Raw genomic sequence first — 19,691 nt, forward strand, 5'->3', positions numbered from 1 at the left:
CCCCCATAAATGTGGTAATCTTTCGACCCATTCACTATCTCGGTAACTCCATTCACTATGGCAGGAAATAAACCCTTCAACAAACCACAGACTGAACCCCGCGTGCGAGACTATCCGCTCGATGGGTTGAAGGTCCCGCCGCACTCGATTGAAGCGGAACAGTCGGTGTTGGGCGGTTTAATGCTGGATAACGAACGCTGGGACGACGTTGCCGAGCGCGTTGTTTCGGAAGATTTTTATACCCGTCCGCATCGCCATATTTTCACCGAAATGGCGCGTCTGCAGGAGTCTGGCAGCCCGATTGACCTGATTACGCTCGCGGAATCGCTGGAGCGCCAGGGTCAGCTGGACAGCGTCGGCGGCTTCGCCTATCTGGCCGAACTATCGAAAAATACGCCAAGCGCGGCGAATATCAGCGCCTATGCCGATATCGTTCGTGAACGCGCGGTCGTACGCGAAATGATCTCCGTGGCGAATGAAATCGCCGAAGCCGGTTTCGACCCCCAGGGCCGCACCAGCGAAGATCTGCTCGACCTCGCCGAATCCCGGGTGTTTAAAATTGCCGAAAGCCGCGCGAATAAAGACGAAGGGCCGAAGAATATCGCCGAGGTGCTGGACGCCACCGTGGCGCGTATTGAGCAGTTGTTCCAGCAACCACATGACGGCGTCACCGGGGTCAATACCGGCTATGACGATCTCAATAAAAAGACCGCCGGTCTTCAGCCGTCAGACCTGATTATCGTCGCTGCGCGTCCGTCGATGGGTAAAACGACCTTTGCGATGAACCTCGTGGAAAACGCTGCGATGCTGCAGGATAAGCCGGTACTCATCTTCAGTCTCGAGATGCCCTCGGAGCAGATTATGATGCGTTCTCTGGCCTCGCTGTCGCGCGTTGACCAGACCCGCATTCGTACCGGCCAGCTGGATGACGAAGACTGGGCGCGTATTTCCGGCACCATGGGGATCCTCCTGGAAAAGCGCAATATTTATATCGATGACTCCTCCGGCCTGACGCCGACGGAAGTGCGCTCCCGCGCGCGGCGTATTGCCCGCGAGCACGGGGGGATCGGACTTATCATGATCGACTACTTGCAGCTGATGCGCGTGCCGTCGCTCTCCGATAACCGTACGCTGGAAATCGCCGAAATTTCGCGCTCGCTCAAGGCGCTGGCGAAGGAGCTGCAGGTGCCGGTGGTGGCGCTGTCGCAGCTTAACCGCTCGCTGGAACAGCGTGCGGATAAGCGTCCGGTGAACTCCGACCTGCGTGAATCCGGCTCCATTGAGCAGGACGCCGACTTAATCATGTTTATCTACCGTGACGAGGTTTATCACGAGAACAGTGATTTAAAAGGCATCGCCGAAATTATTATTGGTAAACAGCGTAACGGCCCTATCGGGACGGTGCGCCTGACGTTTAACGGTCAGTGGTCGCGTTTTGATAATTATGCTGGGCCACAATACGACGACGAATAAATCTCCGTCATCCTTCATGCCGCAGATGCGTTGACTACGCCTGTTCACCCCGGTCACTTAGTTTACTAAGCTCCCGGGGATTCTCAGGTTTGTCGCCTTCCTGCAACACGAAGGATTCAGGAGATTCTTTTATTAAGGAATTCAAATGCAAGCGGCAACTGTAGTCATTAACCGCCGCGCTCTGCGACACAACCTGCAACGTCTGCGTGAACTGGCGCCCGCCAGCAAACTGGTTGCGGTGGTGAAAGCGAACGCCTACGGACACGGTCTTCTTGAGACCGCGCGAACGCTCCCTGACGCCGATGCTTTTGGCGTCGCCCGTCTTGAAGAAGCCCTACGCCTGCGCGCGGGCGGTATCGCCCAGCCGATTCTCCTGCTGGAGGGGTTCTTTGAGGCCGCCGACCTGCCGGTGATTTCCACCCAGCGCCTGCACACGGCGGTACACAGCCCGGAACAGCTGGCGGCGCTGGAGGAGGCAGATTTACCCGAGCCGGTCACCGTATGGATGAAGCTGGATACCGGGATGCATCGATTAGGCGTTCTGCCCGAACAGGCCGAAGCGTTTTATCAGCGTCTCAGCCAGTGTAAGAACGTCCGCCAGCCGGTCAACGTGGTCAGCCATTTTGCCCGTGCGGATGAGCCCGAGTGCGGCGCGACCGAACGTCAGCTGGATATCTTTACCACCTTCACGGAAGGGAAACCGGGGCTGCGCTCTATCGCCGCATCCGGCGGTATATTGCTGTGGCCGCAGTCGCATTTCGACTGGGCGCGTCCGGGGATCATTCTCTACGGCGTGTCGCCGCTCGACGGTGGCTCTACCGGCGCGGACTTTGGCTGCCAGCCGGTGATGTCTCTGACCTCGAGCCTGATCGCGGTGCGCGAGCATAAAGCCGGGGAGCCGGTGGGCTACGGCGGAACCTGGATCAGCGAGCGTGATACGCGTTTAGGGGTGGTGGCGATGGGCTACGGCGATGGTTATCCGCGCGCCGCGCCGTCCGGAACTCCGGTGCTGGTCAACGGCCGCGAAGTGCCGATTGTCGGACGCGTGGCGATGGATATGATTTGCGTCGATCTCGGGCCCGAAGCGCAGGATAAATCGGGCGACCCGGTCGTGCTGTGGGGCGAAGGCCTGCCCGTCGAGCGTATTGCCGCAATCACAAAAGTAAGTGCTTACGAACTTATTACCCGCCTGACTTCGCGGGTATCAATGAAGTACGTGGATTGATTTCAGCCAGCGCTCTTTCCCCCGGTGGCGGCTGACGCCTTACCGGGGCTACGGGTTCGCTACCGGCTGCGGGCCGGTAGCCAGGATAAGGCGTTTTAAGCCGCCATCCGGGATGGGCGATCAAACCCAGCCATACGCCAACATCCTCTCGACCTTCTTTCACATCCGGTTTATTGTGTTATGACGAGCCCATGTAAACCTGGAGAAACATCCCGTGTTTCAGAAAGTTGACGCCTACGCTGGCGACCCCATTCTCTCCCTGATGGAGCGTTTCAAAGACGATCCGCGTAGTGACAAAGTAAATCTCAGCATCGGTCTTTATTACAACGAGGACGGGATTATTCCGCAGCTGCAGTCGGTTGCCGCAGCGGAGGCGCGCCTCAATGCCCAGCCGCACGGCGCCTCGGTCTATTTACCGATGGAAGGGCTGAACACCTATCGTCACGCTATCGCGCCGCTGCTGTTCGGCGCCGATCATCAGGTGCTGGCGCAAAATCGCGTGGCCTCCATTCAAACGCTGGGCGGTTCCGGCGCCCTGAAGGTGGGCGCTGATTTCCTGAAACGCTACTTCCCGGGCTCGCGCGTATGGGTGAGCGACCCGACGTGGGAAAACCACATCGCTATATTTGAAGGGGCAGGATTCGAAGTAAGTACTTACCCTTGGTTTGATGAGAAGACCAATGGCGTGCGTTTCGCGGCGTTCCTGGAAAAACTCAATTCGCTAGCGGAGCGCGATATCGTGCTGCTGCATCCGTGCTGCCATAACCCAACGGGAGCCGATCTCAGCAACGCCCAGTGGGATCAGGTGGTTGAGGTACTGAAAGCGCGTAATTTGATTCCTTTCCTCGATATCGCCTATCAGGGCTTTGGCGCCGGAATGGAAGAGGATGCTTACGCTATTCGCGCCATTGCGAACGCCGGCATGCCAATGCTGGTCAGCAACTCGTTCTCAAAAATCTTCTCCCTGTACGGCGAGCGCGTTGGCGGGCTGTCGATCGTCTGTGAAGACGCTGAAACCGCGATTCGCGTGCTGGGGCAATTAAAAGCGACCGTACGTCGCAACTACTCCAGCCCACCGAACTTTGGCGCGCAGGTGGTTGCTGCGGTACTGAGCGACAGCGAGCTGAAAGCCTCATGGCTGGCGGAAGTGGAAGGGATGCGTACCCGTATTCTGGCCATGCGTCAGGAGCTGGTTAATGTGCTTAAAGAGACGGTGCCGGGCGGTAATTTTGACTATCTGCTGAAGCAGCGCGGAATGTTTAGCTATACCGGGTTCAGCCTGGCCCAGGTCGACCGCCTGCGCGATGAGTTTGGCGTCTACCTGATTGCCAGCGGCCGCATGTGCGTCGCGGGGCTGAATTCACGCAACGTACAGCGCGTGGCGCAGGCCTTTGCCGCGGTAATATAAATCCTTACTGACCGCTTTTACCCTCGCCAATATTTTGGTGAGGGTAATTCCCTCCCTGAAGTGTGATCATTCTCTTTTTATATGACATCTGAGCAGAAAAACCTTCCTATCCGCCTCAGCGGGGGGTAAGGTCTTGGTGCATTAATAAGCGTACACATTATTGAAAACTATAACGATTCGATTATTTAGGGAAAAATATGCGCAAGATCACCCTGGCCTTTGGGGCCATCTGCTTACTGTTCACGCTAAATAGCTCTGTCGTTGCTCGCGCCTCCACACCGCAGCCGCTGTGGACGGGCACCAATATGGCGAAACTCGCCGAACAGGCGCCAATACATTGGGTTTCCGTGGCTCAGATTGAAAATAGCCTGCTGGGACGCCAACCGATGGCGGTCGGCTTTGATATTGATGATACCGTCCTGTTCTCCAGTCCGGGCTTCTGGCGCGGGCAGAAAACCTATTCACCCGGCAGCGATGACTACCTGAAAAATCCGCAGTTCTGGGAAAAAATGAACAACGGCTGGGATGAATTCAGCATGCCGAAAGAGGTGGCGCGCCAGCTGATTGCGATGCATGTGAAGCGCGGCGATAGCATCTATTTTGTCACCGGACGCAGCCAGACCAAAACCGAAACGGTATCAAAAACCCTGCAAGACGATTTTCTCATCCCGGCAGCGAACATGAATCCGGTTATTTTTGCCGGCGATAAGCCTGGTCAGAACACCAAAACGCAGTGGCTGCAGGAGAAGGGCATTAAAGTTTTCTACGGCGATTCGGATAACGATATTTCTGCCGCCCGTGAGGTTGGCGCACGCGGGATCCGCGTCCTGCGGGCATCCAACTCTTCCTATAAGCCGCTGCCGATGGCGGGCGCTCAGGGAGAAGAGGTGATTGTGAATTCAGAATATTAAGCTGACGACGGCTTAATTATGTATTGCTAAAACGGCAGCCAGCGAGCTGCCGTTTTTTTGTGCAAAATAGCGTGCCAAAGGTTTTACCTTTTCGCTTATTGCTGCACACTTAGGAAGGTTCATTAGTAGAAGGAGTCGCCTATGTGGCATCAGCAAACCCTGACGTTAGGCCCAAAATCACGGGGCTTCCATCTGGTCACTGATGAAATTCTCGGTCAAATCCGTGAACTGTCGCGGGTGAAAACGGGCCTGCTGCATTTGCTGCTCCAGCATACATCTGCTTCCCTGACGCTTAATGAAAACTGCGATCCGACCGTCCGTTACGATATGGAGCAGCATTTTCTTACTGCCGTACCGGATAACGCGCCGTATGAACACGATTATGAAGGTCCTGATGATATGCCTTCGCACATTAAGTCGTCGATGTTGGGCGTATCGCTGATGCTGCCCGTTGGGGATGGGCGCGTCAGGCTGGGGACCTGGCAGGGTATCTGGCTCGGGGAGCATCGTATTCATGGCGGATCGCGCCATATCATCGCGACGCTGATGGGGGAATAAAAATGACAATTTCGGATTTATTGCAGTACTGCATGGCTAAGCCGGGCGCGGAACAAAGCGTACATAGCGACTGGAAAGCGACGCAAATCAAAGCGGCTGACGTACTGTTTGCGATGATAAAAGAGGTGGAGGACAACCGGCCCGCGGTCTCGTTAAAAACCAGCCCCGAGCTCGCAGAGCTGCTGAGGCAGCAGCATCGCGATGTGCGCCCCAGCAAACATCTCAATAAAGCCCACTGGAGCACGGTGTTTCTTGATGGCTCCTTGCCTGATTCACAAATTTACTATCTGGTGGATGCGTCATATCAGCAGGCGCTTGATTCTCTTACTGAGAACAAGCGTAAGCTGTTGTCATAAAGCGATATTCAACCCAGCAGCGCCATATCGATCAGACGAAGCAGCGTCGACTGAAGATGCGTCTGCATGGCGATATGCGCGTTGTTGGCGCGAATGCGGGCAATATCGCGCTGCCCTTGCAGAAGCAGAGCCAGGTCGTCATGGGTTAACCAGCCGCGCGTTTTCTCCTGCACGCGTAGATTATTCTGTCATAGCGCATCGCTATCGCTTAACGCCAGGCTAACTTGCTGACTAATCTGGCGATCTTCTTGCCTGAGTCATTGTCGGTCGACCGGCGCGGCCGCTGCATCGCTGATGAACTGCAGATAAGTTCTTCCAGCACCAGCACCAGCAGCTGCTGATATGCCGTGCTGCTGTAGCTATCAACCCAACTGCAGGCGGTCATCAAAAACAGCGCCGCGGCGAGGGGCAGGCGATAAACTCCAGGCTGTAAATACATGATGCATCCTGCAATTTATGGCTGTGGTGCTATCTGATAACAGATGCCGTCCGGCCGCAAATCACAAAATATCAGCGGGAAAAAATGAGAGGAAATGATGCCTCTTCCCGGGACGGGAAGAGGCAGATGAGATTACTTCAGCATGGGCTTGAGGAAGCGAGCCGTATAGGAGGCCTCGCACTCGGCGACCGTTTCCGGGGTACCGGAAACGAGGATCTCCCCGCCGCCGCTTCCGCCCTCCGGCCCAAGGTCAACGATCCAGTCAGCCGTCTTGATGACGTCCAGGTTGTGTTCAATCACCACGATGGTATTGCCCTGGTCGCGCAGCTGGTGCAGAACTTCCAGCAGCTGCTGAATATCGGCAAAGTGCAGACCGGTGGTCGGTTCATCAAGGATATACAGCGTTTGCCCGGTACCGCGTTTGGACAGCTCGCGCGCCAGCTTGACGCGCTGTGCTTCGCCGCCGGAGAGGGTAGTCGCTGACTGGCCCAGACGAATATAGGTCAGGCCGACGTCCATCAGCGTTTGCAGCTTACGCGCCAGCGCCGGTACCGCATCGAAGAACTCACGCGCTTCTTCGATGGTCATATCCAGCACTTCATGAATCGTTTTGCCTTTGTACTTTATCTCCAGCGTTTCGCGGTTATAGCGCTTGCCTTTGCACTGGTCGCACGGCACGTAGATATCCGGCAGGAAGTGCATCTCGACTTTGATCACGCCGTCACCCTGGCAGGCTTCACAGCGACCGCCGCGCACGTTAAAGCTGAAGCGGCCCGGCGTGTAGCCGCGCGAACGCGATTCAGGTACGCCGGCAAACAGTTCACGGACCGGCGTAAAGACGCCGGTGTAGGTTGCCGGGTTAGAACGCGGCGTACGACCGATGGGGCTCTGGTCGATATCAATGACTTTGTCGAAATGTTCCAGCCCCTGCACGTCGCGGTACGGCGCCGGTTCGGCGATAGTGGCGCCGTTGAGCTGACGCTGGGCAATCGGGAACAGCGTGTCGTTGATCAGCGTGGATTTACCCGACCCGGAAACGCCGGTAATGCAGGTGAAGAGGCCTACCGGCAGCGTCAGGGTCACGTCTTTCAGGTTATTGCCGCGCGCGCCGGACAGCTTCAGCACTTTCTCCGGATTGGCGGGCACGCGCTGTTTCGGCACTTCGATTTTACGCTTGCCGCTCATGAACTGGCCGGTCAGCGATTCCGGCACCGCCATAATATCTTCCAGCTTGCCTTCGGCCACGACCTGACCGCCGTGTACCCCGGCGCCCGGGCCGATATCGATAACGTGGTCGGCGGCGCGAATAGCGTCTTCATCGTGCTCAACGACGATCACGGTGTTGCCGAGATTTCGCAGATGGATCAGGGTGCCAAGCAGGCGTTCGTTATCGCGCTGGTGCAGGCCGATAGAGGGCTCATCCAGTACGTACATCACGCCGACCAGGCCCGCGCCGATCTGGCTGGCGAGGCGGATACGCTGCGCTTCGCCGCCGGAGAGGGTTTCCGCCGAACGGGAGAGCGTCAGGTAGTTCAGACCGACGTTGACGAGGAACTTCAGGCGATCGCCAATCTCTTTCAGAACTTTTTCAGCAATTTGCGCACGCTGGCCGGAGAGCTTCAGGTTGTTGAAGAAGTCCATCGCGTGGCCGATGCTCATGTCCGAGATGGTCGGCAGCGGGGTATTTTCCACGAACACGTGCCGCGCTTCGCGCTTCAGGCGGGTCCCTTCACAGCTGGTGCAGGGACGGTTGCTGATGAATTTCGCTAACTCTTCACGTACCGCGCTGGATTCCGTCTCTTTATAACGGCGTTCCATGTTATGCAGCACGCCTTCGAACGGATGGCGGCGCACCGAGGTATCGCCGCGATCGTTCATATATTTGAATTCAATATTCTCTTTGCCTGAGCCGTACAGGACCACTTTTTGTACGCTGCTATTCAGCGTGCCCCAGGGGGCTTCAACATCGAATTCATAATGTTCCGCCAGCGACTTCAGCATCTGGAAGTAGTAAAAATTGCGCCGATCCCAGCCGCGAATCGCCCCGCCCGCCAGCGACAGCTCAGGGTTCTGAATCACGCGTTCCGGGTCAAAATACTGCTGCACGCCGAGGCCGTCGCAGGTCGGGCAAGCGCCCGCCGGGTTGTTGAAGGAGAACAGGCGCGGTTCCAGTTCGCGCATGCTGTAGCCGCAAATCGGGCAGGCGAAGTTGGCGGAAAACAGCAGCTCTTCAGCTTTCGGATCGTCCATATTGGCGACGATGGCGGTGCCGCCCGACAGCTCCAGCGCGGTTTCAAAAGACTCGGCCAGGCGCGTGCTGAGATCGTCGCGCACCTTAAAGCGGTCAATCACCACTTCAATAGTGTGTTTCTTCTGCAGCTCCAGCTTTGGCGGATCGGAGAGATCGCAGACCTCGCCGTCGATCCTCGCGCGGATGTAGCCCTGCCCGGCAAGGTTTTCCAGGGTTTTGTTATGTTCGCCTTTGCGCTCTTTAATGATTGGCGCCAGCAGCATCAGGCGCTGGCCTTCAGGCTGGGAGAGCACGTTATCGACCATCTGGCTCACGGTCTGCGCCGCCAGCGGGACGTCGTGATCCGGGCAACGCGGCTCGCCGACGCGAGCGTACAGCAGGCGCAGGTAGTCGTGAATTTCGGTAATGGTGCCTACCGTTGAACGGGGGTTGTGGGACGTTGATTTCTGTTCAATGGAAATCGCCGGCGACAGCCCTTCAATATGGTCGACATCGGGTTTCTCCATCAGCGACAGGAACTGCCGCGCGTAGGCGGAGAGCGACTCAACGTAGCGACGCTGCCCTTCGGCATACAACGTGTCGAAAGCCAATGAGGATTTGCCTGAACCCGAAAGCCCGGTGACGACAATGAGTTTGTCGCGCGGGATGACGAGGTTGATATTTTTGAGATTGTGGGTGCGGGCGCCCCGAACTTCGATCTTATCCATTCACCTTTCCCGGTAGATACGCGGATTGCCTGGTTTGTTAGAAGGACAAACGGCAGAAACGGCTAATTATGACACAATTTAACCTGTTTGAATATACAGTATTGGAATGCATTTTCCGGCGGGATGTGTAAAAATGTCGCACCGCGAGAGTTATCTGGAACCTACTTCCCAGCTATCAACATAGCACCTGGAAATGGTACACTCGCGCGTTTACACTATTAAGAAACGCATTCAGGAGACACAAACATGGCCAGCAGAGGCGTAAACAAGGTGATTCTCGTCGGTAATCTGGGCCAGGACCCGGAAGTACGCTACATGCCGAGTGGTGGCGCAGTTGCCAACATTACGCTGGCTACTTCCGAATCCTGGCGTGATAAAGCGACCGGTGAGATGAAAGAGCAGACCGAATGGCACCGCGTTGTGCTGTTCGGCAAACTGGCGGAAGTGGCCGGCGAGTATCTGCGTAAAGGTTCTCAGGTCTACATTGAAGGCCAGCTGCGTACGCGTAAATGGACTGACCAATCCGGTCAGGAAAAATACACCACCGAAGTTGTGGTTAACGTTGGCGGCACGATGCAAATGCTCGGCGGTCGTCAGCAGGGCGCAGGCGCCCCGGCAGGCGGCGGTCAGCAGCAGGGCGGTTGGGGTCAGCCTCAGCAGCCGCAGGGCGGAAACCAGTTCAGCGGCGGCGCGCAGTCTCGTCCGCAGCAGCAGGCTCCGGCAGCCCCTTCCAATGAGCCGCCGATGGACTTTGACGACGATATCCCGTTCTAATCGCGATTAACCGTTGTGAAGTCAGTTCTGAAAAAGCCCCAGCCCGGGGCTTTTTCTATTTTGAAACGCGGTTTTTCAGCGCTATTTCACCGTGAAGCGGGCGTGGCCGCAGCGGCTGGCGTAGCTGTCGCCAGCTGCTTGCGCGCCATTTCATCCACAATCAGCCGGTAAGCGATGTAATATTTATAGATATTGCTGACATAGCTTACGGTCTCGGAACCGATCTTCTCGGCGGCCAGATACTCCACGTTGCCAAACCAGACGTTTGGATCAAAACCGCGTTTTTTGGTATCCGCCCGTAGCCGGGCAATGCGCGCGGGGCCCGCGTTATAGGAGGCGAACGAGAAAAGCGCCTTATCAAGCTGGGTCATCGGTTCATCGCCATAGTAGCGGTCTATCATCCAGCGCATATATTTCACCCCGGCGTGAATATTGGGGTCGAGCAGTTTAATATCGCCGACGTTCAGCTCCCTACCGGTGCCTGGCATTACCTGCATAACGCCAATCGCGCCGACGTGGCTACGTACAGACTGATTAAGCCGCGACTCCTGATAGCCCTGCGCCGCCATCAGCAGCCAGTCAACGTCGTAGCGATCGCCATATTTGCGGAAGATCTCCACCATGGTCAGAAATTTACGCCGCTCTTTTTGCGCTGCCGCGTTTTTAACATATCGGGCATCCTTCAGGTAGCGCAGCAGAATCGTATTACCCAGCTTGCTGCCCTGACGATTTTTGTTGATGAATTCATTAAGCAAGGCCAGCAGCTGCGGGCTGTTGTTGCGTACCGCCCAGCCGATATTGCCTTCGTTGCGCAGAATGATGTTTTGATGAACCTGAATGCTGGGGAAGACCTGCTTCCAGAACAGTGCCTTGTGGCGGTCGACGACGGTCAAGGGAATCAGGCCCGCGCTGAGCATCTCTATCAGATCTTCATCCTCCAGCGCTTCGGGCGCCGATGTGATGGTGATGGGGGGCAAAGATTGCTGCGCAAAGCGCGCGTTGAGCGCGACCAGGCTCTCGTAATAGCTCGATGAGGTACGCACAAAGACCGTTTTACCGGAAAGCTGCTGCAGATTTTCCACTTTGGGGGAACCTGGGCCGGAAAGGAGCAGCTCCTGAACGTGAGAGTATATCGGCGCGGTAAAGGTCATCTCCTGCTGGCGAGCGGGGGTAATCGTCAGGTTGGCGGCGATAATATCCCCTTTACCGGCGTTAAGCGCGCTGATGAGCTGGTCGCGGGCAACTGGCACAAAGATGATACGGACCTTAAGATGACGATGTTTAAGCTTTTTCTCCTTCGCCAGGCTTTGGTTAAGGCTACGTTCAAACTCCATAAAAATATCGTGAGTGGCGCCACGCTGAGTGCCTTTGTTAATAAAGAAAAAGGTTTTGCTGAAGGTGGTTAATACGCGAATAGTTCGCCGGTCGAGCATTCCGGGTAAATCTCCCTTCCAGGGCTGTAGCATATCGTCAACGTCGACCTTCAGGGCCTCTCGTTCCTCTGGCTCTGACAGTTTGTTCTCAGCGGCGGCGTAAACGGAGGTGAAGCATAGCAGGGCGGCAAAGCATGCGAGCCCGCCGACAAGGTATCGATAGAACGACGAAGTGTTCATGGCGCGGTGCTCCGCAGTGGGATGGTCTTATTTTAGTCAATTTCTGGCCGTTAGCATGTCCGGCGATCGCGTATGCGAGTCGGCTAATCCGCTATTTTAATTATTCTATTAATTTACAATGACGATATTTATCGTGAAATAATAAACCCACACGCCCTAATTAATTATGGAGATAATATGTCTGAATTGTGTTTTTTTAATGTGGATATACTTCAGTTATTTAACTGTTCTAAAAATAAAAAACGACTTTAGCTCTCTTATCTTTTTGTTTTTATTGATTTGTTAAAAATTATCCGTGCGGTGGATAATTATCCACTTGATAATAAATCTCATTTCTAATAACGTTGTGTGGCACAAGACTCCTATTACTGCTGTTCGGCGAATGCTGTCAAAGAATAGCACGGTGCGTTTATTTCTTCATTTTTGCCAGAGTAATAAATCTATTTTGGCTGCTCATTATTTATTGCTATTCCGCTATTTAAGCGGGAGGGCCCGGCTACGCCAAAAGCAGAGATACTGTGCTTGCATAAAAGTCATTACCGTTGTTTACCTGACTGATGAAGAAGACGTGCCCCGACAGCTAAAAAGAAAAACAGGGCATATTCCATGAAATACGATTCACACTACTCGCTGGCCGTGCTGATCCCGATGGTCATCTGGGGAGGGACGCTGCCGGTTCAGGCCGCTGATGGCAGCATGCCAGACGATACGAAGAAATCTGAAACGGCTGCGGTAAATGACGATGAAACGATGGTGGTCACCGCGGCGGCGCAGACGCTGCAAGCCCCCGGCGTATCGACCATCACCGCTGAGGAGATCCGTAAACATCCGCCCGCGCGTGATGTCTCCGAGCTGATTCGTACCCAGCCCGGCGTCAACCTCACCGGTAACTCCACCAGCGGCCAGCGCGGTAATAACCGCCAGGTCGATATTCGCGGCATGGGACCGGAGAACACCCTGATTCTGGTGGATGGTAAACCGGTGACCAGTCGTAATTCCGTGCGCTATGGCTGGCGCGGCGACCGCGATACGCGCGGTGATACCAGCTGGGTACCGGCGGAAATGATCGATCATATCGACGTGATTCGCGGCCCTGCGGCGGCCCGCTACGGTAACGGCGCGATGGGCGGGGTGGTGAATATCGTCACAAAACCGGCCACCAGCGAGTGGCATGGGTCCTGGAATACCTATATGAACGCACCTCAGCATCGTAAAGAGGGCGCGACGAAGCGGACAAACTTCAGCCTCAATGGTCCGCTATCGGATGAGGTCAGCTTTAATTTATGGGGAAACCTGAGCAAAACGCAGGCCGATGCCCAGGATATCAACGCTGGCCACGAAGCGGCCCGAACCGGTAGCTATGCGGGATCGTATCCTGCAGGGCGCGAAGGCGTGGTGAATAAAGATATCCACGGTAAGCTGCGCTGGGAATTTGCGCCGATGCAGGCGCTGGAGTTTGAAACCGGCTACAGTCGCCAGGGCAATCTGTATGCAGGCGACACGCAGAATACCAACACCAGCACGCTGGTGAAAAGTCTGTACGGGAAAGAGACCAACCGCCTCTATCGCCAGACGTATGGCGTCACGTGGACCGGCGGCTGGGATAACGGCGTGACCAGCAATACCTGGGCGCAGTATGAGCACACCCGTAACTCGCGTATGAACGAGGGACTGGCGGGCGGAACGGAAGGGATCTTCTCCAGCAGCGAATTCTCCGATATCGACCTGTCGGATGTGCTGCTGCACAGCGAGGTGAATATTCCGTTTACCCTGGGATTCGAACAGAATCTGACGCTGGGTACCGAGTGGAACCAGCAGCGGATGAAAGATGGCGTGTCGACCACCCAGTCGCTCTCTTATGGCTCCATTGACGGTATGTCGGCAACCGGACGCAGCCCCTATTCCAGCGCCGAGATTTTCTCGCTGTTTACCGAAGACAATATCGCGCTGACCGAGAGCACTATGCTGACGCCGGCCCTGCGCTTCGACCATCACAGCATCGTCGGCAATAACTGGAGCCCCTCGCTGAATCTCTCGCAGGGGCTGTCGGATGACTGGACGCTGAAGCTTGGCATCGCCCGCGCGTATAAAGCGCCGAACCTTTACCAGCTCAACCCGAACTATATTCTCTACAGCAACGGCCAGGGCTGTTATGCCAGCAGCTCAGCCTGTTACCTGATGGGGAACAGCGATCTGAAGGCGGAAACCAGCGTCAATAAAGAGATTGGCCTTGAGTATAAGCACAACGGCTATCAGGCGGGGCTGACCTGGTTCCGTAACGACTACCATAACAAGATTGAGTCGGGCTACTCGGCGGTGGGGACGGCCAGCAATGGCACCACCAATATTTACCAATGGGAAAACGTACCGAAGGCGCTGGTTGAAGGGCTGGAAGGTTCGCTGAATCTCCCGGTAAGTGAAACGGTCAACTGGAGCAACAACCTGACGTGGATGCTGCAGAGTAAGAACAAGACCACCGGCGATCGCCTGTCGGTGATCCCGCAGTTTACGCTGAACTCGACCGTCAGCTGGCAGGTACGCGACGATCTTTCGTTGCAGAGCACTTTCACCTGGTACGGCCGTCAGAAACCTAAACGTTTCAACTATAAAGGCGAGGCGGTATCCGGCAGCGAATTAAATGAAGTGAGCCCGTACAGCATTGTCGGGCTCAGCGCGACCTGGGATGTGAATAAAAACCTGAGCCTGACCAGCGGAGTGGATAATCTGTTCGATATTCGTCACTACCGTGCCGGTAATGCGCAGACAACGGGGAATTCGACGACCGGCGCTTATCTGTATGGCGCAGGGGCGGAGACCTATAATGAATCGGGACGGACGTTTTATATCAGCGTGAATACGCATTTCTGATCAACCACCCAATCATCCGCCGGAATAATGAACTATTCCGGTTTTTTTATTTTAGCGTCAAGGACATTGGGTTCGGATATAAATTATGACAAAATCTCCATGGCCTCTACACAATTAATTCAACATAGCAGCTTACACTGCTTCCTGTTGATCGGGTCTGCCTGATCCCAGAAACGATTAACGGTGGCATCCTGCCATTTCCATTCTAAAGTTGTTCCTCTTCCCCCTTCCATTCCCAACCGCAGCAATGCGGAGGAGGGGGAGCCTCTATCATCATATATTCAGGATTTTGCGCAGCTGGGCTGGCGTCATCATATAGTACCTTTTAAAGGTGCGGTTAAAGGCGCTGATATCTTCATAGCCCGCCAGAATACAAATATCAACGATGCGAAAAGCCGGTTTAACCTTTAATAAATCAAGGGCTAATTGCATCCGCTGCTGGCGGATATAGGCCATTGGCGACATATTAAAATAGTGACGAAAGAGGCGAAATAGGTGCCATTCGGAATAGCCGGAAAAGAGGCTTAGCGCCCGCATGGTGAGTTTCTTCTCAAGGTTGTTTTTTATCCAGCGCACCAGCTCGCTCAGCACTGAACGCTGAATTTCATTTCGTGGCATGATATCGACTCATTTCATTATGATGGCAATCTGGCTGCATAATTTATTCACTATCTCTTCATTTTATCTACGGGGTTATAGGTTAGTTTGTGGCTGTTCCTGGTTTATCCCAGAGAGCATCATTCCTAACAAGATCTTTTTCCCCCTTTCAACCAATGCGAAAGGGGGCTTTTTATTTTTTTAATTAAAAAACAGGCGGTGTAGAATTTTAATGTTGCCTGGAAATGCTTATCTGACTGGGTGGGGGAAAGAAAGTTCCATTAAAAAATAATTTTTTCAACATTCTCACACATCCATTTTTTCTCCATTTTCTCGTCATAATTACGTGCAATTCTGCGCCTCGTTCAGGTTATTTAAAACTGCGTCAGAATTTGTCTGGCGCACTGAACTGCATTATTCCCAGCAGGATATCTGCTATTGCCAAATATCTTTTAGACGACACCTCCATGCTAAAAAAAACGAGTCTCATCGCCGGTCTATTGATTTCCCCTTTAACGCTTTACGCATCAACCGCCTATACGGTAGATGACATTCGTTTCGAGGGGCTACAGCGCGTTACCGTTGGCGCTGCGCTACTGAGCATGCCTGTTCATACGGGAGAAGAGGTTTCTAATGAGGATATCAGCGATTCGGTCCGCGCCCTCTATGCCATCGGCAACTTTGAGAACGTGCAGATCCTGCGCGATGGCAGCACGCTGGTGGTGCAGGTTACAGAGCGGCCAAGCATCGCTAAAATCAGCTTTTCCGGGAATAAATCCGTTAAGGATGATGCCCTCAAAGAGAATCTGGCCGCCACAGGTATTGAAGAGGGCAGCGCGTTGGATCGCAATGCGCTCACGGAAATAGAAAAAGGGCTCCAGGATTTTTATTACAGCGTCGGGAAATATAGCGCTCAGGTTCACGCTGTCGTCACGCCGCTGCCGCGTAATCGCGTTGATTTAACCTTTGTATTTCAGGAAGGGGTATCGGCAAAAATCGCGCAAATTAATATTATTGGCAACCAGGCTTTTAGCACAGAAACGTTGCTGGACCAGCTGCAGCTACGCGACAGCGTTCCGTGGTGGAACGTGATTGGCGATAAGAAATACCAAAAGCAAAAGATGGCGGCGGATCTGGAGACCATTCGTAGCTATTATCTCGATCGCGGCTATGCGCGTTTTACCATTAATTCGAGTCAGGTCAGTATTACCCCGGATAAAAAATCGCTGTATATCACGATCAATCTTAGCGAAGGCGATCGTTATAAAGTGACCAGTACGGTCGTGACCGGCGACATGGCGCAGCATAGCCAGGAAATTGAAGCGCTGGTGAAGCCTTTAGCGGGGAAATGGTACAGCGGCGCGGAAATTACGGCGTCTGAGAACAGCATTAAGACGCTACTGGGAAAATACGGCTATGCCTGGCCGCAGGTGAACACCGCGCCGGATATTGATGAGGCGAAAAAAAACGTCGTTTTGCATATTAACGTGGATGCCGGCCGTCGTTATTCGGTGCGTCAGATTCGCTTTGAGGGTAACGATACTTCCCGCGATGCAGTGCTGCGTCGCGAAATGCGCCAGATGGAAGGCGCGTGGCTGAATGACGAAAAGGTCGAGCAGGGAAAAACGCGGCTGGATCGTAGCGGATTTTTCGAAACCGTCGACAAGCAGATCGTTCCGGTTAGCGGTAGTCAGGATCAGGTGGACGTGGTCTATAAGGTGAAGGAGCGCAATACCGGCTCCTTTAACGTGGGTCTGGGCTTCGGTACCGACAGCGGCGTGAGCTACCAGCTCGGCGTCACGCAGGATAACTGGCTGGGGAGCGGCAATAGCGTCAGCTTCAACGGCACGCGCAACAGCTACCAGTCCTATATTGAGCTGGGGGCGACGAATCCTTACTTCACCGTGGATGGCATCAGCCTCGGCGGCAAAATCTTCTATAACAGTTACGATGCTTCTGATGCCGATTCCGGCAGCTACAACCAGCAAAGCTACGGCGTTGGCAGTACGCTGGGGTTCCCGATTAGCGAGAATAACGCTCTTAACCTGGGCCTGGACTATGTCCATAACCGCCTGACCAATATGGACCCGGAGCTCACCACCTGGCGCTATCTTAACTCGCGGGGTATCTATCCTGACGTCGTCACCAAAGATGGCGACAGCGGCGCCACCTATAGCGCCAATGACTATTTTGCCAGCGTTGGCTGGAGCTATAACAACCTCGATCGCGGCTTCTTCCCGCGCGCGGGGAATAAAAGCAGCCTGACCGCCAAGGTTACCGTGCCCGGTTCGGATAACAGCTATTACAAAGTCACTTTCGATACCACCCAATATATGCCGCTGACCGAGAGCAAAAGCTGGGTGTGGATGGAGCACCTGCGCGCGGGCTATGCCGATGGGCTGAACGGCAAATCGGTACCGTTTTATGATAATTTTTATGCTGGCGGATCGTCGTCGGTTCGCGGTTTTTCGTCGAATACGATTGGCCCAAAAGCGGCTTATTATCGTTGTAATGGTTCTGAAAGCAGCTACAGCGCCTGTCCGCTGGACTCGTCTTCCGATGCGGTTGGCGGTAACGCGATGGCGGTGCTGAACAGCGAGTTTATTGTGCCGACGCCGTTTGTGAATGACAAATACGCTGACAGCCTGCGGACGTCGCTGTTCCTCGATGCCGGTACGGTATGGAGCACCTCCTGGCAAAATACCGCCCAGACGCTGGCGGCCGGGATCCCTGACTATGGCGATCCGTCGCATATCCGGATGTCCGCCGGGATTGCGGTGCAGTGGATGTCGCCATTAGGCCCGCTGGTATTCTCATGGGCCGAGCCGTTTAAAAAATACGATGGGGATAAAGCTGAACAGTTCCAGTTTAATATTGGTAAAACATGGTGATACCGGCGTTTAATATGCGCACAATAGCTTAGTTATTTTTGATTCATTCCCAGTGTAATATTACAGGCTACTGCTGTTGGTAGCCTGTAATTTATTGTCAATATATTCTTATTTATGTATGCTCATGACTGGCGCTGCCGTTGATTATTATGACTAACCATTCATTGTTATAATGCAATATTCACGCTACATCTTAGTGAGTATAAAGCACTTTGAGTATTGTCTGATATCACATTATTAATCGATCGCCTTGCGGTTAGCTATGATGAATGCTATCAATAATAGAGTCATTAATCAGCAATGCACGCAAGGATAGAAAATGAAATGGACTATTCATAATACTCTTGTCTGCCCACATTCCGGGGTGGCTTTTTCCTCAATTTCCGGCCTACGGTTTTTAAAGTTTATTCTTTGGTATGAGGCCGACATTTTATTACTGCCGGGCGAGTCGATAAAACTCTACTCATCGAGTGTGTTAATCAACGAGCAATATCACGCGGTAAAAGTTTATAACATCACGCGATACGATGAGGCGCAGTGGGAGAAGCTGCGGGAGCGGCCTTCCTGCCCTTATCATTCTACCGCCACGACGGCAGACTCCTGCCGTTACCAGGCGCTCTGTGCCATAAAACGCTGCCCGAACGACTTTCCACGCGCAGTACCGGGGCTGCCGCCGGGGCAGCGCGATCTGGGCCAGCGGATGCGTTAAAACCTGGCGGCTACCTTGCCATCGCTACGGTTTATGCTGGTGATGTATTTAGCTGTCGCAGAGGAGGGAATTGCTGCGCACCTGTCCGGGCCAGGGCGTTACTGCCCGGACAGGTACACCGGCGCCCGGCCTGGGCGGGCGGACATCAGGTCATCATCATCGGCCATTCAGGCGGAGTCTGGCTCATGACTTCAATCATCACGTCCTTGATATTGCCCCAGATTTTCGCCACGTCCAGCAGCGTGATGCCTAACAGACCGGTGGCGAACCAGCAGGCCGCGGCCAGGCCCATACAGCTACAAATCACCGCTAAACCGGCATAATCGCTTTTACGTAGCTGAATGTTTAACGAGCTGGCCAGAAACATCAGCACTGCGCTCACGAGCGGCCAGCGCAAAAGTACGACACTGGTAGTAATGGAAGCCATCAACCTATCCTCAACGAAATTTGGGAGCCTGTGACAACCGGGTGAGACTGACGATGGTACGGTGCTCTGGCTATCTTCAGGCAAACAAGATCGTAATGAAACAACGTTTTTGTTTCATCAACTAATGTGAACTATATCACACTTGTTCTTTTATTGACCAGCCCAAAAAAGGTCTTTTATGGCGCCTATTAACCATTCAAATAGCATGGTTAATAGGGAGGGGTAGGATTCTTCTTTCAGCGTGAAGGCCGATTATAAGGGATTCCCGGCGACTTTTCTTTTTTATATAGGTTTATGTTCTACGGATTTTGTTACTTATTCCGGCTAATTATACGGATAAACCGAATAACATAGTGGAGCTAATCTCATTCTGTTGAGAATGTTTCTCCAGACTTCTATAAGCCAGTATTATTCATAATTCATCGTCATGAGGTTTTTACGTCAAAGCATGGGTTGCTGAGATGCCCTGATTCATATCAAAGTA

General features: G+C 53.9%; 16 protein-coding genes. 10 read left to right on the forward strand and 6 right to left on the reverse strand.

Annotated elements, in window-relative coordinates:
* Positions 1-57: 57 nt before the first annotated feature.
* The 6 genes from dnaB to BWI76_RS01940 all read left to right on the forward strand — a co-directional run bounded on the left by dnaB (position 58) and on the right by BWI76_RS01940 (position 5,931).
* Positions 58-1,473 (forward strand): replicative DNA helicase, encoded by a 1,416-nt coding sequence (gene dnaB / locus BWI76_RS01915; RefSeq protein ID WP_024360186.1) that lies wholly within the window; start codon positions 58-60, stop codon positions 1,471-1,473.
* Between the two features lie 145 nt (positions 1,474-1,618).
* Positions 1,619-2,698, forward strand: a complete 1,080-nt coding sequence (gene alr, locus BWI76_RS01920) for an alanine racemase (protein WP_004137549.1) — start codon at positions 1,619-1,621, stop codon at positions 2,696-2,698.
* Positions 2,699-2,912: 214 nt separating this feature from the next.
* Positions 2,913-4,106, forward strand: a complete 1,194-nt coding sequence (tyrB, locus tag BWI76_RS01925) for an aromatic amino acid transaminase (protein ID WP_049087465.1) — start codon at positions 2,913-2,915, stop codon at positions 4,104-4,106.
* A gap of 197 nt (positions 4,107-4,303) precedes the next feature.
* A complete protein-coding gene (aphA, locus tag BWI76_RS01930) occupies positions 4,304-5,017 on the forward strand; it encodes an acid phosphatase AphA (protein WP_004137547.1) in 714 nt (237 codons plus the stop codon).
* 141 nt (positions 5,018-5,158) lie between these two features.
* Complete coding sequence (locus BWI76_RS01935; RefSeq protein WP_004137545.1) at positions 5,159-5,575, forward strand: secondary thiamine-phosphate synthase enzyme YjbQ; 417 nt, start codon at positions 5,159-5,161, stop codon at positions 5,573-5,575.
* A gap of 2 nt (positions 5,576-5,577) precedes the next feature.
* Positions 5,578-5,931 carry an MmcQ/YjbR family DNA-binding protein gene (locus BWI76_RS01940; protein ID WP_004127822.1) on the forward strand — a complete coding sequence of 118 codons (354 nt, stop codon included), beginning with the start codon at positions 5,578-5,580 and terminating at the stop codon, positions 5,929-5,931.
* Between the two features lie 8 nt (positions 5,932-5,939).
* Here BWI76_RS01940 and BWI76_RS28280 read toward each other — a convergent pair whose 3' ends face one another.
* The 3 genes from BWI76_RS28280 to uvrA all read right to left on the reverse strand — a co-directional run bounded on the left by BWI76_RS28280 (position 5,940) and on the right by uvrA (position 9,328).
* Positions 5,940-6,104: a hypothetical protein gene (locus tag BWI76_RS28280; protein ID WP_004137542.1), complete on the reverse strand. Its 165-nt coding sequence runs from the start codon at positions 6,102-6,104 to the stop codon at positions 5,940-5,942.
* A gap of 35 nt (positions 6,105-6,139) precedes the next feature.
* Positions 6,140-6,370, reverse strand: coding sequence for a hypothetical protein (locus tag BWI76_RS01945; protein ID WP_064362635.1), 231 nt, complete (start codon positions 6,368-6,370; stop codon positions 6,140-6,142).
* 132 nt (positions 6,371-6,502) lie between these two features.
* On the reverse strand, positions 6,503-9,328 hold the full coding sequence (uvrA, locus tag BWI76_RS01950) for an excinuclease ABC subunit UvrA (RefSeq protein WP_004097797.1): 2,826 nt from the start codon (positions 9,326-9,328) through the stop codon (positions 6,503-6,505).
* Positions 9,329-9,574: 246 nt separating this feature from the next.
* Between uvrA and ssb1 the strand changes: the two genes are divergently transcribed.
* Positions 9,575-10,102: a single-stranded DNA-binding protein SSB1 gene (gene ssb1, locus BWI76_RS01955; protein WP_004097799.1), complete on the forward strand. Its 528-nt coding sequence runs from the start codon at positions 9,575-9,577 to the stop codon at positions 10,100-10,102.
* Positions 10,103-10,188: 86 nt separating this feature from the next.
* Here ssb1 and BWI76_RS01960 read toward each other — a convergent pair whose 3' ends face one another.
* On the reverse strand, positions 10,189-11,715 hold the full coding sequence (locus BWI76_RS01960; RefSeq protein ID WP_049089222.1) for a lytic transglycosylase F: 1,527 nt from the start codon (positions 11,713-11,715) through the stop codon (positions 10,189-10,191).
* A gap of 606 nt (positions 11,716-12,321) precedes the next feature.
* Here BWI76_RS01960 and BWI76_RS01965 point away from each other — a divergent pair.
* Positions 12,322-14,583, forward strand: coding sequence for a TonB-dependent siderophore receptor (locus tag BWI76_RS01965; protein WP_004137536.1), 2,262 nt, complete (start codon positions 12,322-12,324; stop codon positions 14,581-14,583).
* A 273-nt stretch (positions 14,584-14,856) separates the two neighbouring features.
* On the opposite strand, the gene BWI76_RS01970 is transcribed toward BWI76_RS01965, so the two are convergent.
* Positions 14,857-15,201, reverse strand: a complete 345-nt coding sequence (locus BWI76_RS01970; RefSeq protein WP_004137534.1) for a helix-turn-helix domain-containing protein — start codon at positions 15,199-15,201, stop codon at positions 14,857-14,859.
* 446 nt (positions 15,202-15,647) lie between these two features.
* Between BWI76_RS01970 and bamA the strand changes: the two genes are divergently transcribed.
* Both bamA and iraM read left to right on the forward strand, forming a co-directional pair.
* Positions 15,648-18,071, forward strand: a complete 2,424-nt coding sequence (gene bamA / locus BWI76_RS01975; RefSeq protein WP_004137532.1) for an outer membrane protein assembly factor BamA — start codon at positions 15,648-15,650, stop codon at positions 18,069-18,071.
* Between the two features lie 319 nt (positions 18,072-18,390).
* Positions 18,391-18,780 carry an anti-adapter protein IraM gene (iraM, locus tag BWI76_RS01980; RefSeq protein WP_004137529.1) on the forward strand — a complete coding sequence of 130 codons (390 nt, stop codon included), beginning with the start codon at positions 18,391-18,393 and terminating at the stop codon, positions 18,778-18,780.
* A 145-nt stretch (positions 18,781-18,925) separates the two neighbouring features.
* Here iraM and BWI76_RS01985 read toward each other — a convergent pair whose 3' ends face one another.
* Positions 18,926-19,207: a YjcB family protein gene (locus BWI76_RS01985; protein WP_004097808.1), complete on the reverse strand. Its 282-nt coding sequence runs from the start codon at positions 19,205-19,207 to the stop codon at positions 18,926-18,928.
* Positions 19,208-19,691 lie beyond the last annotated feature (484 nt).

The organism is Klebsiella sp. M5al (assembly GCF_002090195.1).
GTDB classification, from domain to species: domain Bacteria; phylum Pseudomonadota; class Gammaproteobacteria; order Enterobacterales; family Enterobacteriaceae; genus Klebsiella; species Klebsiella grimontii.

Coding starts and splice junctions, on each gene's coding strand:
- dnaB (WP_024360186.1), top strand. CDS start 58: ATGGCAGGAAATAAACCCTTCAACAAACCACAGACTGAACCCCGCGTG.
- alr (WP_004137549.1), top strand. CDS start 1,619: ATGCAAGCGGCAACTGTAGTCATTAACCGCCGCGCTCTGCGACACAAC.
- aphA (WP_004137547.1), top strand. CDS start 4,304: ATGCGCAAGATCACCCTGGCCTTTGGGGCCATCTGCTTACTGTTCACG.
- BWI76_RS01935 (WP_004137545.1), top strand. CDS start 5,159: ATGTGGCATCAGCAAACCCTGACGTTAGGCCCAAAATCACGGGGCTTC.
- BWI76_RS01940 (WP_004127822.1), top strand. CDS start 5,578: ATGACAATTTCGGATTTATTGCAGTACTGCATGGCTAAGCCGGGCGCG.
- BWI76_RS01945 (WP_064362635.1), bottom strand. CDS start 6,370: ATGTATTTACAGCCTGGAGTTTATCGCCTGCCCCTCGCCGCGGCGCTG.
- uvrA (WP_004097797.1), bottom strand. CDS start 9,328: ATGGATAAGATCGAAGTTCGGGGCGCCCGCACCCACAATCTCAAAAAT.
- ssb1 (WP_004097799.1), top strand. CDS start 9,575: ATGGCCAGCAGAGGCGTAAACAAGGTGATTCTCGTCGGTAATCTGGGC.
- BWI76_RS01960 (WP_049089222.1), bottom strand. CDS start 11,715: ATGAACACTTCGTCGTTCTATCGATACCTTGTCGGCGGGCTCGCATGC.
- BWI76_RS01965 (WP_004137536.1), top strand. CDS start 12,322: ATGAAATACGATTCACACTACTCGCTGGCCGTGCTGATCCCGATGGTC.
- BWI76_RS01970 (WP_004137534.1), bottom strand. CDS start 15,201: ATGCCACGAAATGAAATTCAGCGTTCAGTGCTGAGCGAGCTGGTGCGC.
- bamA (WP_004137532.1), top strand. CDS start 15,648: ATGCTAAAAAAAACGAGTCTCATCGCCGGTCTATTGATTTCCCCTTTA.
- iraM (WP_004137529.1), top strand. CDS start 18,391: ATGAAATGGACTATTCATAATACTCTTGTCTGCCCACATTCCGGGGTG.
- BWI76_RS01985 (WP_004097808.1), bottom strand. CDS start 19,207: ATGGCTTCCATTACTACCAGTGTCGTACTTTTGCGCTGGCCGCTCGTG.